This is a genomic window from Arcicella gelida, assembly GCF_034931025.1.
GTDB lineage: Bacteria > Bacteroidota > Bacteroidia > Cytophagales > Spirosomataceae > Arcicella > Arcicella gelida.
This window is the reverse complement of the sequence record NZ_JAYGIL010000024.1, coordinates 66,762-80,844: the sequence shown is the minus strand read 5'-3', so window position 1 is coordinate 80,844 and position 14,083 is coordinate 66,762. Positions and strand designations below refer to the sequence as shown.

Sequence of the window (14,083 nt, the reverse complement as noted above, 5' to 3'; positions counted from 1 at the left end):
TTAGCATAAAATTCCACAATAATCACAAAAATGCTCATTCACAACTCACAAATAACAATTATATGAAAAAAACCTTTTTAGCTATTTTACTACTTAGCCAAACACTTTGTTCTTTTGCCCAAAAGAACCTGACACTTTGGTACAAACAGCCAGCTAGAAACTGGAATGAAGCTTTGCCAATTGGTAATGGACGTATCGGTGCAATGATTTTCGGAAGACCAGCTAATGAATTAATTCAGTTGAATGAACAAACTCTTTGGTCGGGAAAACCCGTTAATACAAATCCCAATCCAGAGGCTCCAAAGTATTTGAAAGAAGTAAGAGAAGCACTTTTTAAGGAAGATTATAAAAAGGCAGAACAACTTACCCACAAACTCCAAGGACTTTATTCAGAGGCGTATCAACCACTTGGTGATTTACGTTTAGAACAAAACTTGAAAGGCGAAGTAAGTAATTATTATAGAGATTTAAACATCGCTAATGCTACCGCTAGTACTCGTTTCAAAGTAGGAGATACAGAATTTTCTCGTGAATTTTTTGTGTCTGCACCAGCCCAAGTAATGATTATTCGCTTAAAGGCAAGTACCAAAGGAGCATTAAATTTTAAGGCTTCAACCGCTGCACAGCATCCTATCAAAAAATCAGTATTAGGTACAAATCAATTGGTAGTTCGAGGAAAAACGCCTGCTCATGCCGACCCAAATTATGTGGGTTATAATGCTCAGCCTGTTATTTATGACGACCCAACAGGTTGTGGTGGCGTTCGCTTCGACTGGCGAATTAAAGTAAAATCTACCGACGGAAAAGTAAGTACTGATATTTCTGGAATTTCTATTTCAGATGCTAGTGAAGCGGTGTTAATTATTTCGGTTGGAAGTAGTTTTAACGGTTTTGATAAATGCCCTGATTCTGAAGGAAAGGATGAAAAAGCCATTGCTGAAAAGTATTTACAAGCTGCATTAAATCAAAATGTAGATGTGATGAAAAAAGCTCACATTGCTGATTATCAACGTTATTTCAATCGTGTAAGCTTTACTTTAAATGGAAACCCAAGCGTAGATTTACCAACTGACGAACGATTATTAAAATATGCAGATGGAAGGAAAGACCCTGCTTTAGAAAGTCTTTATTTTCAATTTGGTCGTTATTTATTGATTTCTTGTTCTCGTCCAGATGGTATTCCAGCCAACTTACAAGGTATTTGGAACAACTCCGTTCGCCCGCCTTGGAGTAGTAATTTCACCACCAATATCAATACGCAAATGAATTATTGGATGGTAGAAATGAGTAACCTTTCGGAATTACACACGCCATTATTGAAATGGATTGGCTACATGGCTAAAACGGGTAAAGAAACCACCAAGAATTTTTACAATGCTCGTGGCTGGACGGTTCATCATAATTCTGACATTTGGGGATTGTCAAATCCTGTAGGAGATAAAGGAAAAGGTTCGCCTATGTGGGCAAACTGGGCAATGGGCGGAGCATGGTTAAGCCAACATCTATGGGAACATTATGCTTTTACAGGAGATAAAAATTACCTGAAAAACAAAGCTTATCCATTGATGAAAGAAGCCGCTATTTTCTGTGAAGATTGGCTCGTTGAAGATAAAGATGGCTATTTAGTAACAGCACCTTCTACTTCGCCAGAGAATGTTTTTATTACTGAAAAAGGAGAAAAAGGTACGGTTTCTGTGGCTAGTACGATGGACATGGCTATCATTTGGGATTTATTTACCAACACCATCGAAGCTTCTGAAAAGTTGGGTATTGACGAAGCTTTCAGAAAAGAATTAATTGCAAAGAAAGCAAAACTCTATCCTTTGCACATCGGTAAAAAAGGAAATTTACAAGAATGGTATAAAGATTGGGAAGACGAAGACCCACAACATAGACACGTTTCGCATTTATTTGCTTTGCATCCAAGTCGCCAGATTTCGCCATTGCGTACACCTGATTTCTCAAATGCTGCAAAGAAAACCTTAGAAATTAGAGGAGACGATGGAACAGGTTGGAGTAAATCGTGGAAGATAAATTTTTGGGCAAGATTACACGATGGAAATCATGCTTATAAATTAGTGCGTGAGTTGTTAAAACTTACAGGAATGGAAGGTACAACTTATACAAAAGGAGGTGGTACTTATCCAAATTTATTCTGTGCACATCCTCCATTTCAAATAGATGGTAATTTCGGTGGTACTTCTGGTATTTCAGAAATGATACTTCAAAGTCATGATGGTTTGATTAATATTTTGCCAGCTATTCCAGACGATTGGCAGGATGGAGAAATCAAAGGAATGAAAGCCAGAGGTGGTTTTGAAATAGACATTACTTGGAAAAACAAGCAAGTAACACAATTGGTAATTCGTTCGTCGATAGGCGGAAATTGTATTATCAAAACACCAAATACACTTAATTTAGTAGGAAATCAAAGTTTGAAAAAAGCTAAAAACTTTAATGCTTATGAGTTCCAAACCATTAAAGGCGGAGTTTATGTTTTAAAGAGTTTGTAAGTAATCTTTAATATGGCAGGCATGAAACTAAATCATGCCTGCTGTTTTATTTTAAAGCCTTTCCTCATCACTTTTCATTACAGAAGAATTTCGAACAATCAATTCTGTATATAATTTAAAAGTCCGATAGCTTTTAGGCAGTTTAGAAGTGTTTTCTATTAAATCAAATAACAATTCTGCCGAACGTTTACCCATATCCAAAGCGGGTTGTACAATGGTACTGAGCGATGGTGCTAAAAGTGCCGCTACTTTTAAATTAGTAAAACCTATCAAAGCAATATCTTCTGGCACTTTGATGTTTCTTTTTTTCAAAGTACTTAAACAACCCAAAGCCAATCTATCGCTTGCGGTGAAAATAGCATCGGGTGGTGTTTCGTTGGCGAAAAGTTGGTCTATCACCACTTCAATATCTTGCAAACCATAATTACAATACTTCAATAAAGATTCATCTACAGGAATATTATGTTTTGCCAAAGCTGCCAAATAACCTTTTACCCTTTCTTTGGAAATTGATAAATGTGGAGAAGCTGCAATGTGTGCAATCCTTTTTCTACCTGTTTTGATAAGATGTTCAGTGCCATTAAACGAGCCTTCAAAATTATCTGAAATCACTTTATGGGTGTTTATTTCATCTGAGATACGGTCGAATAGCACAATGGGTAATCCTTTATCATGCAAGTTTTTTAGGTGTTCAACATTAGTCGTTTGTCCCGAAAGTGAAATCAATAAACCATCCACACGTCTTGAAGTAATATGCTGTGTGTTAATTACTTCTCGTTCATAAGATTCATGGCTTTGGAAGATAACTACTTGATAACCTTTGTTGTAAGCAATATCTTCAATACCATTGATGGCTTGTGAGAAAAAAGGATTATCAATTTCTGGTACGATTACACCGATAGACCTACTTTTATTTTCCTTTAAACTTAGTGCAATTGGGTTGGGTTGATAATTGAATTTTTCGGCATATTCCATCACCAAAAGTTTGGTGACTGGGTTAATTTCATGGCTTCCTCTTAATGCTCTCGAAACGGTTGAAGTCGAGAGATTTAAGGCTTTGGCAATATCTTTAATTGTTATATGTTCCAAAATGCTGTTTCTTTGAATTGTACAAAATGTTTCCTCTCTTTTCCCGTTGTTACTTATCTGTTTTGATTTAAATCTTGCTGATAAAATAGCACTGTAATCTCTTACCTAAATATAAATTTACACTAATGGCAACGTTCCCGAAAAGATTTGGGAAAAATATTCAATAAAATGTTTGTATCCTTCTACTTTAAGAGATATGTTTAACTAAGCCTTTGTTTAGAGCAAGTAATAGCTCAAAATGCTAATTCTTGAAATAATCTAGTTATGTGGATTTTTAAATTTGTTTTTTGAGGATAGATTTTTTGAAAATCTATTTAATACTATAAGGGAAAAATAAACTAAAGTTACTTATACGTTGAGAATCATTTTTTCGAAATCAAGTAAAAGTAAAGCGTTTTTCTCTTTAATGAAAAGCATGATTAATGTCATTTTTTCAGATGAAAGAATGAATATTAATCAAAGATTTTACAGTCAAATCCCATAAAAATGAACAAGACGATTGGTAAGTACCGCTGGCAAATAGTTGCTTTACTCTTTTTTGCTACTACCATAAATTATTTAGACCGACAAGTGATAGGTCTTTTGAAACCAACTTTAGAAAAACAATTTAGCTGGACAGAAACAGATTATAGCAGAATAGTAATTGCCTTTCAGGCTGCTTATGCGCTTAGTTTGATGGCTTTTGGTGGAATTATTGATAAGATTGGTACAAAATTAGGCTATACCATTTCGGTGATATTATGGAGTATTGCAGCAATTGCTCATGCTTTTGCCAAAAGTACTTTCGGATTTGGTTTAGCAAGAGCTGCCTTGGGTTTAGGCGAAGCAGGTAATTTTCCTGCGGCAATCAAAGCAACGGCTGAATGGTTTCCTAAAAAAGAAAGAGCTTTAGCGACTGGAATTTTTAACTCTGGAGCAAACATCGGAGCAGTAGTTGCACCCATCATGGTTCCTTGGATTTTGGGAGCTTATGGCTGGGAAATGGCTTTTGTTGTTACAGGAGGAGTAGGCTTTATTTGGTTAGTTTTTTGGATTATTTATTATGAAATTCCATCAAAACATAAAAAATTAGAAAAGGCAGAATATGAGTATATTCATAGTGATGCCGAACAAGTAAATGCCAATGAAAAGCCTGTAGCTTGGTTAAAACTTTTTGGAATCAGACAAACCTATGCTTTTGTATTCGGAAAAATGTTGACAGACCCAATTTGGTGGTTTTTCTTATTTTGGTTGCCTTCGTATTTTTCAACAACCTTTAATCTGGATTTGAAAAAGCCAAGTTTGCCTTTGATTTTGGTTTACACGGCAACAACCATTGGCAGTATTGGCGGAGGATATTTATCTGGTTACTTTATCAAAAAAGGCTGGGCAATTCCAAAAGCTAGAAAAGTATCAATGTTCATTTTTGCTATTTGCGTGGTGCCAATTATGGCAGCTCGTTATGCAACAAATATTTGGGAAGCAGTGGCATTAATCAGTATTGCGGCAGCGGCACATCAGGCTTGGAGTGCTAATATTTATACGGTGGCTTCGGATATGTTTCCTAAAAAAGCGATTAGTTCTGTGATTGGTATTGGTGGAATGGCTGGCTCAGTAGGAGGGATGATTTTCCCAATTATTGTAGGTTCATTGTTGGATTCTTACAAAGCTGCTGGCGATATCAATTCAGGCTACAATATTATCTTTTTACTCTGTGGAAGTGCCTATATTTTAGCTTGGGCTATTATGCACTTTTTCGCTCCAAAGAACGAACAAGTAGAAATTTAAGTGATTGAGGAATTTGACGAATGATGATTTAATGATTAACATTTTAGAAATCAATAAATTATCTGTTTGTACTGTGTCGTTCAACTGATTGCTGGACAGACTTCTTTCATAGCCCAAAATGTTTTGTTATTTATATCAAATAATATGTAGTGGCAACTTGCAGCTAGCTGCCTCGAATGAAACGGCAACCGCAAAGGTTGCTGCTACCTCAAATTATTAGTTAAAAAACATTTGAACATATATTTTAATTCTTAGTACAGTACTAATTCAAAATTCACTCGAATTCCTCAATCATAATTATTTAATCAAAAAATGCAAAGAAAACCTTTTTTTACTCTTCCAACTTTTAGCAAGTCCTTTGTGATTCTTGCTGGGATTTGCCTTTTCTTTTCTATGAATACTTCCTTCGCACAAATGAAGTGGTCTGAAAGAATGGCAGATATTATGCTAGACGTTCATAAAGATTCTATTACTTACAAAGAAGAAGGAAAACGTGCTCGTTGGGACTATGAACAAGCCATTCTTTTAAAAGCCATTGAAAGAGTATGGTACCGTACTGGTGATGCTAAATATTATCGTTTCATCTTGAATAATATGGATTCTTATGTAAACGATAAAGGTGAAATCAGAACTTATAAATACGATAATTTCAATTCTGATAATATCACGGGTGGTCGTTCTTTGGTAATGCTTTACCGTGAATCTGGCAAAGAGAAGTTTAAACTAGCGGCAGATTTATTAAGAAAACAAATTTCGGAACAACCACGTACTAAAGAGGGTGGTTTTTGGCATAAACAAATTTATCCAAACCAAATGTGGTTAGATGGTTTGTATATGGTAGAACCTTTTTATGCAGAATACAGCAAAGCGTTCAATCAACCACAGAATTTTGATGATATAGCCAACCAATTTATTTGGATGGAAAAAAATGCACGTGACCCTAAAACAGGTTTATTGTATCATGGTTATGACGAAAGTCGTGAACAAAAATGGGCTGATAAAACCACTGGTCGCTCACCAAATTTCTGGGGAAGATCAATCGGTTGGTACATCATGGCTTTAGCAGATGTATTGGATACTTTCCCGAAAGAAAATCCCAAACGCAATGAATTGATTGCTATTTACCAAAGATTGGCATCGGCAATTGTGAAATTCCAAGATCCTAAAGAAGGTTGTTGGTATCAAGTTGTAGATAAATTAAACGGGAAAGGCAATTATTTAGAAGCTTCGGGTTCTTCAATGATGGTTTACGGTTTGGCAAAAGGCGTTAGAATGGGTTATCTCGATAAATCATACTCACAAAATGCTAAAAAAGGATATGATGGAATTTTAAGAAACTTTATTTCTACAGAAAGTAACGGCATCAATCACTTAGAAAAAGTAGTGTTAGTTAGTGGTTTAGGTGGAAATCCATATCGTGATGGTAGTTATGAATATTACTTGAAAGAACCAATTCGTCGTGATGATTTAAAAGGAATGGCACCATTTATCATGGCAAGTGTTGAAATGGAAATTGCAGAAGATTTGGCTGTTGGAAAAGGCAAAAAAGTAGGTTTAGATAATTACTTCAACCACGAAATGCGTACTACTCGTGAAGGCATTACAGAACCTTATCACTATACTTGGTATGATGGAAAAGACTCAGGTTTTACTTTATTAGGAAGTATTTTTGAAAATTACGGTGCTGAATTAAAAACAGTTTCAACCGCACCAAGAGCTAATAATTTGAAAGATTTAGATGTATATATCATCGTTGACCCAGATACTAAAAAAGAAACACCAAATCCTAATTATGTAAATGCACAAGACATTGCAGCCATTGAAAATTGGGTAAAAGCAGGAGGGAATTTAGTATTAATGGCAAACGATTCTGCCAATGTAGAATTACCTCATTTCAATAAATTAGCGGCTAGATTTGGAATTCAGTTTACTGGGAAAAGTATCAACATGGTAAAAAATAATGTGTATGAACAAGGGAAAGTAACGATTCCTGCGAACCACCCTATTTTTAAAGACGTAAGCAAAGTATTTGTAAAAGAGCTATCAGTTTTATCAGTAAAAGCACCTGCAAAAGCTGTTGTAACTGAAGGAAGTGATAATATTATGGCGGTGGCTAAAGTTGGCAAAGGAACGGTTTTTGCCATAGGCGACCCTTGGATTTACAATGAATACTTAAACGGAAAACGTTTGCCAATGGAGTTTGAAAACTTCAAAGCAGCGAAGAATTTAGCCGTTTGGTTATTAAAAAGCAATACTAAAAAGTAATTAATAATAAACCTTAAACGAATGAAAACATTATTAATGTTAGGTACTATTTTATTAGGAACTGTAGGGCTTAGCCAAGCACAATCTGACGATGAAGCGAAAGTTGCTGCTGTGGTAGAAACTTTCAGAAAAGCTGTGGTTGATGCTGATAAAGCTACTTTAGAGAAAATCCTTGATGAAGGCTTGACTTACGGACACTCTGGTGGAAGCTTAGAAGGCAAAGCTCATTTAATCGAAACTTTGATGAATGGTGATTCAGATTTCAAAACAATGGATTTGACTGAGCAAACCATTAAAGTATTCGGAAAAACCGCTATTGTTCGTCATAAATTATATGCGGAAACTAATAATCGTGGTGTGGCTGGAACAGTGAAATTGGGTATTTTATTAGTGTTTCAAAAAACAAAAAATGATTGGAAATTAATCGCTCGCCAAGCGGTGAAAATTTAATCCTTAATTGTAGTGTAATTATAAAAAGGTTTGGACGCACTCCAAACCTTTTTTATTGACTTTAAGCTAGAAAGCTAAAAATCTTATGTTAGTTTTGGCACGTTATTTGTCATTTTTACAATGAATATTGTATCAGACTTAAACGCCTAAGCTATTCAACAAATCTTTAATTGATTAATGAACAACAAAATCCTTAAAATACGATTACTTTTATTTGTGTTTTTTTTCTGCACATTTGGGAATTTGTATGCTCAATCTAAACTTAAAGAAGCTAATTATCAATTTGAAAAACTGAGTTATCTAGAAGCAATCCGTCAATATGAGGACTTTTTAAAAGAAAACAAAGACCCAAAAGTCAAGTTAGAAGTTTTAAAAAAATTAGCTTTTTCCTATCGAAAAATACAGGATACTCGCAATGCAGAAAGAGTATTTTCTAATTTAATTAAAGATTTTCCTGATGTTGAAAGCGAACAATATTTGTACTATGCTCAGGCATTGGCTTCCAATCAGAAATATCGTGAGTCGCAGAAATATTACTCTTTGTACGGGGAAAAACAAAAAGCCGATTTAAGAGGTAAACGATTTACGGTTTCATACATGGATATGAGCCACTTTTATCGTGATTCATCTTCTTATAAAGTAGAATACTTAGCTATTAATTCTCGCCAAGCAGATTTTAGTCCAATGTATTATAATGGGGGTTTGGTTTTTTCCTCTGCACGTGACGAAGCAGGAATTATTAAACGTGTTTTTGGTTGGAACCAAACACCTTTTTTGAATCTATATTTCGTTCCAGATACTGCTCTTTTATCTCCCAAAATGGGTTTACAATCTGCTGCCGCTTTGGGTGGAATGTCTGCAAGCAATAATGAAACACTTGTACAGGAATCGCCTTTATCCAAGATTGAAGATTTCAGTAGAATTCTAAACACTAAGTATCACGAAGGACCAGTAAGTTTTTTCAAAGATGGCAAAAAAGTTATTTTCACCCGAAATAATTATAACAAAGGCAGAGCCAGAGAATCAAAAGATGGAACAAATCGCTTGAAATTATATTCAGCTAATTTGAATAAAGAAAGTTGGAGTAATGTAAAAGAATTGCCTTTTAATAATGATGAGTTTTCGTGCGGGCATCCAGCTTTGAATGTTGATAATACAAAATTGTACTTCGTTTCAGATATGCCCGGAGGTTTTGGTGGAACCGATATTTATGTAGTTGAATATAACGATGGCAAATGGGGAAAACCAGTGAATGCTGGCAGAGAAATCAATACTGAAGGCAATGAAATGTTCCCATTTGTCGATGAAAATAATAATTTATACTTTGCCTCGGATGGTCATGAAGGTTTGGGCGGTTTGGATATTTTTTTCGTGGAATACAAAAATGGAAAATTCAGTGAAAATGTCGTGAATGTTGGCGCACCATTGAACTCTGAAAAAGATGATTTCGGATTGATTACTGATGGGGGCAGAAATTCAGGTTACTTCTCTTCCAACCGAAAAAAGGGAATTCATGATGATAATATTTATAGTTTTAGAAAAGAGTGTCATCCACTCAATATCGTCGTTTATGATGCTTTGACCAAATTACCTTTGGCTGATGTGGACATTAGAAGTGTGATAAATGGAGAGAATCAGGAATTGAAAATAACCAATTCGGTTGGATTAATCTCAATCTGTTTACAATCGCTTTCAGAATATGAATTCAAAGCCATTAAAGAAGGCTATTTGATGAATGCTATTACCTTTTCTACCAGAAGTAATACGGCTCAAAACACAACTTTAGCCATTTATCTTGAAAAATCGAATACTTCTATTTTGAAAGGAATTGTAAAGTCGGAAGTAAATCAAAAACCAATTGCAGGAGTACAAGTAACCTTAGAAAACCAAAAAGATAAAACTAAACAAACTGTAATTACTGGAGAAGACGGTGGTTATGAATTTGAAGTAAAGCCTGATACTGAAAATAAATTAATTGCCGAAAAAGACGATTATGCTACCAATAACGAAGTAATTAAAAGTACTGAAAATAATGCTTCTCCACTTCAAAATGTGCAAAAAATGTATGCTAAAGGAGATGTGATTCGACTGAAAAATATTTATTACGACAGAGATAAATTCTTTATTCGTACAGATGCTGCTCATGAATTAGAAAAAACAATTTTACCAATTCTACAAAAATATCCGACAATGAAAGTAGAGATTCGTTCGCATACAGATTCACGTTCAAGTGCGAGTTACAATTTAGAATTATCACAAAAAAGAGCAAAAGCTGTAGTAGATTTTTTAGTTGAAAATGGTATAGATACGAGTAGATTAATGGCTAGAGGCTATGGCGAAACTGAGCCAATTAACGAATGTGTAGATGGCGTTTCTTGTAGCGAAGAACAACACCAAGAAAACAGAAGGACAGAGTTTAAAATTTTGTCTGTAAAGTAATTTTATTGATTTTACCATTAAAATAATACCCAAAGTCAACACGAATAATTGTTTACTTTGGGTATTATTTTTAATTATTTTTTGCACCTGCATCAATCCATTTTTTTACAACAGCTAATTGGCAATCTGTTAGTTTTCCGATGGGTGGCATTGGCGAATAGCCAGTTATATTATTGATTGCTCCAGATAATCTTTTATTATCTACATAAATCTTTACGCTGGCATAGTTTTCAAGATTTACTCCTCCAGAAATTGAACCAGTTTTGTGACATCCTAAACAATTGGTAGCTAATAAAGGCATAATTGTTTTTGAAAAAGTAACATTTTGAGTGTCAACAACTACCGCACAATCTACATTTTTGGCTCCTTGAGTAATCCATTGGGCAATCATATCTGTTTGTACTTTGGATAAAGCTTGGGAAGGAGCTGGCGGCATCCTATCCCCATCTGTTTTAATCATTACAGTATAAAGCTTACTTTTACTAGGACTACCAGTGGTGATACCTTTTTGGACAATCTTGGCGTATGAGGTAAACTCATAACCATCTGCACGAGTTTTGGCATCATGACAGCCACTAGTTGCGCAATTACTTACGAAAAAAGGAAGAATTTGTGTATTGAAGCAAACAGAATCTCCTTTGGAAACATTGGCGGTTGCGTTTCCACAATTATTGGCAGTACCTGTTCCTCCAGTATCCGTACTTGGGTTTGCAGTATTGCCTGACGTATTATCAGTTGGGTTTGCAGGTGTTACAATATCTGTTGGAGCAGGGTCACCTTTTGAGTTTTTACATCCAATTGTAAAGAACCCAATCATAAGAAGTATGGCGATAAAACTTGAATTTTTCATAAGTCAATTTATAGTATTAACAATAACTTAAAGAAGGACTAATTACTAACCGTCAAAATATTTCCAGTAATACTTACTTTAAATACTTTGATGCCGCCACTTCCATTTCCATTAAGTCCTTTTCCTGAAGTATTAAATGCAGCACCGTGAGCGGTACAATAAAATTGATTATTGGTGAACGTAATTTCATTTCTACCCTCGTGACTACAGATTTGTGTAACGGCAACATAATCAGTTGCATTTACTTTGGCAACAACTACATTGTTTTGACGAATGTATCCGCCAACAGTTTTTAAAGCCGCTGCTGCTGTACTTGTTAAATCTAAATTGAGGAGTTCGCCTGTTTGTGTTGGACTAATACTGGATTCATTTTTACATGAAGTTAGGCTTGAGCCTGTACAATAAATGGCGAGGAGAGCAGCACCTTTTACGCCTAAACTTTTTAAAAATTCGTTACGATTAATTTTTTCTTGGTTACTCATTGAGAAGAAAGTTAATGTGGTTTTGTTTTGTTATTTCAGATAAGATGAGAATTGAAAAAAAAGGTTGGGTGAAGGCAAAAAAATAAATGCGTTAGTGCCAAAAATCACACCAACGCATTTATTTATCGTTTTTTTCTAAATTTTAGAAGACATTAAAAATGCCATTTTACTCCAAATCTCACGCCAAGATTATGAATATATGATTTTAAAGGTAAATCACGCACAAAGCTGTCTATTGTTTTATTATAATTGGGTTCAATCCAAAAAGAAGCATTATGTGTCAAATCTATTGCAGCCCCAAATGCTAAATTATATGCCCAAAAAGACTGTGTATTCTTGAAATTTCCTAAAGTTGTATAATAGTCATGCCCATCAGCTTCATAAATTTCTACGGCTAATTTTTGATGAGATGGTAAGTTGTAACTAATTCCTCCGCTTCCATACAACGATAAATACCTTTGGTTACGTCCTCCTTTTTTTAATTTCCACTGAAAAGCATTGTATTGAAGAGATAATGGTAATCTGATAAAACCAACAGTATGCTCATCCTCCGATTCTAAAGTAATTGGATTGCCAATGGCAGGAACAGTTGTCATTTCTTCTGTTGGAATTGTGGCTACGCCAAATACTGTTTTGTACAAGTAAGTAGCTTTTCCATTGACTAATTCCGCTTGAATTGGAAATTTCCTGATTGAACTAGCAAATTGAATATTAGCCCATTCAATACCTGTCGAAATACTCAATTTAGGATTAATATCAATACTGGCTCTTAAACCATAAGAATTTGAATGAGCTATTTGCTCATTTCCATAGTTAAAAGCTTCTGGTTCAGAGCGATAAACTGTTAAATTACTGTACTCTGGCGAATAGAATGCAGAGATAGCAATTCTATTCATCAATGGTATTTTAGGTTTTTCTGGTTTTTCAATTGTTATATCTGGATTAGTTTTATTTGATTGATGATAGGCTATTTTTGGAAGATTGAAATAGCCATTAACAGGTTTGTAATCAAGTTTTTTTAATGTCATTCGTACTATTTGTGGCGATATTGATTCACTGTTGGAATTGATTAAATTTACGGATTCGCCAGAGGAAGTTGAAATATTGTTATTTGAATGCTGTGAATCTTTGTTTTTTAACGTAAAAGTTTGATCATCGGCAAGTAGTTTTGGATTAGTATTAAATAGTTGGTTACGATTACCATGATTGTCATCATTACTTACTTCTGAATTATTTGCCAGATTTTGAGTTGAAATATCCTCAGAAACCGCATCGTTTTTTTCTTTTACATACACATATTTTACTCTATCTACAAAAATCGTATCGTAGTCATGAATATTGACAAGTTGATTTTTGTAAAGTATTTTGGTAGCTGGGCTTTCCGAATTCTTTAGTAATAAAAGATAAATTGCTCCACCCAAAAGTATCGTAATGATACTCGAATAAAAACTTAGCCATGTTGTAAAGCCTTTGTAGCGTGCTAGTTGAGTTTGTATTGCTAACATACGGAGGCTTTCCCAAACACCATTTGGAGGTGCCATTGAAATTTCTTCAATAGCATTTTTAAAAACCTTTCCTATATTTTCTGATTCTTGTTCGCTCATTGTTGTTAATGTTTTATTTCTTTCATCATTTCTGAAACCAAACGTTGTAAAATTTTACGAGCATCAAATAAATTAGATTTTGATGTTCCTTCTGAGATGCCTAATTGTTTTGCAATTTCTTGGTGTTTAAAACCCTCAAATTCATAAAGATTAAAAATCATTCTATAAGTTGGTGGAAGTTTTTGTACTAAATTGAGTAAATCTCTAGCATGAATATTACTAAGTATATCTTCTGATGAAATAGGATGTTGTTCTTCATAATCGGAAGCGATTTCATTAATATGTCGTTGATTGGTATTTTTTCGGTAGAATTCTAAGGCTACATTCACAATAATTCTTTTAATCCAACCTTCAAATGAGCCTTCTCCTTTAAATTGATTGAGATGTTGAAAGACTCTAATGAACCCTTCCTGTAAAAGATCTTTAGCTTCTTCTCGGTCATGCGAATACCTGATACAAACAACCATCATTTTGGAAGCATATTGATGATAGAGTGTGCTAAAGGCATTTTCATCTCCTTTCAAACAACGTTTTATAATTTCAGATTGAGTTTTCAAATAATTATATTTTAGTCCAAAGAGTATTAAATAAAAATTTTACATTTTGAGTGATAGGTTTATGTTT

At 34.5% G+C, this 14,083-nt stretch carries 10 protein-coding genes; 5 read left to right on the top strand and 5 right to left on the bottom strand.

Translation table 11 applies throughout. The features are described from left to right. Nucleotides 1–62: 62 nt before the first annotated feature. Nucleotides 63–2,513, top strand: a complete 2,451-nt coding sequence (locus VB776_RS17525) for a glycoside hydrolase family 95 protein (RefSeq protein ID WP_323698175.1) — start codon at nt 63–65, stop codon at nt 2,511–2,513. 51 nt (nt 2,514–2,564) lie between these two features. Here VB776_RS17525 and VB776_RS17520 read toward each other — a convergent pair whose 3' ends face one another. Further along, nucleotides 2,565–3,602: a LacI family DNA-binding transcriptional regulator gene (locus tag VB776_RS17520; protein ID WP_323698174.1), complete on the bottom strand. Its 1,038-nt coding sequence runs from the start codon at nt 3,600–3,602 to the stop codon at nt 2,565–2,567. Between the two features lie 486 nt (nt 3,603–4,088). On the opposite strand from VB776_RS17520, the gene VB776_RS17515 reads away from it, so the two are divergent. From VB776_RS17515 to VB776_RS17500, 4 genes are all read left to right on the top strand, one after another. After that, nucleotides 4,089–5,369, top strand: a complete 1,281-nt coding sequence (locus tag VB776_RS17515) for an MFS transporter (RefSeq protein ID WP_323698173.1) — start codon at nt 4,089–4,091, stop codon at nt 5,367–5,369. Nucleotides 5,370–5,762: 393 nt separating this feature from the next. Next, entirely contained in the window at nt 5,763–7,634 is a 1,872-nt protein-coding gene (locus VB776_RS17510) for a glycoside hydrolase family 88 protein (RefSeq protein WP_323698172.1), read from the top strand. A gap of 21 nt (nt 7,635–7,655) precedes the next feature. Next, nucleotides 7,656–8,084 (top strand): nuclear transport factor 2 family protein, encoded by a 429-nt coding sequence (locus tag VB776_RS17505; protein ID WP_323698170.1) that lies wholly within the window; start codon nt 7,656–7,658, stop codon nt 8,082–8,084. Nucleotides 8,085–8,261: 177 nt separating this feature from the next. Beyond that, nucleotides 8,262–10,523 carry an OmpA family protein gene (locus tag VB776_RS17500; protein WP_323698169.1) on the top strand — a complete coding sequence of 754 codons (2,262 nt, stop codon included), beginning with the start codon at nt 8,262–8,264 and terminating at the stop codon, nt 10,521–10,523. Between the two features lie 70 nt (nt 10,524–10,593). Here the strand turns inward: VB776_RS17500 and VB776_RS17495 are convergent, their stop codons facing one another. From VB776_RS17495 to VB776_RS17480, 4 genes are all read right to left on the bottom strand, one after another. Next, the gene (locus VB776_RS17495; RefSeq protein ID WP_323698168.1) at nt 10,594–11,373 is read right to left on the bottom strand and encodes a hypothetical protein; all 780 of its coding nucleotides are present in this window, start codon (nt 11,371–11,373) and stop codon (nt 10,594–10,596) included. Between the two features lie 38 nt (nt 11,374–11,411). Then, on the bottom strand, nt 11,412–11,855 hold the full coding sequence (locus VB776_RS17490) for a Rieske (2Fe-2S) protein (protein ID WP_323698167.1): 444 nt from the start codon (nt 11,853–11,855) through the stop codon (nt 11,412–11,414). Nucleotides 11,856–12,007: 152 nt separating this feature from the next. Next, nucleotides 12,008–13,459, bottom strand: coding sequence for a hypothetical protein (locus VB776_RS17485; RefSeq protein ID WP_323698166.1), 1,452 nt, complete (start codon nt 13,457–13,459; stop codon nt 12,008–12,010). 5 nt (nt 13,460–13,464) lie between these two features. Beyond that, the gene (locus VB776_RS17480) at nt 13,465–14,016 is read right to left on the bottom strand and encodes an RNA polymerase sigma factor (RefSeq protein WP_323698165.1); all 552 of its coding nucleotides are present in this window, start codon (nt 14,014–14,016) and stop codon (nt 13,465–13,467) included. Between the last annotated feature and the right edge of the window lie 67 nt (nt 14,017–14,083).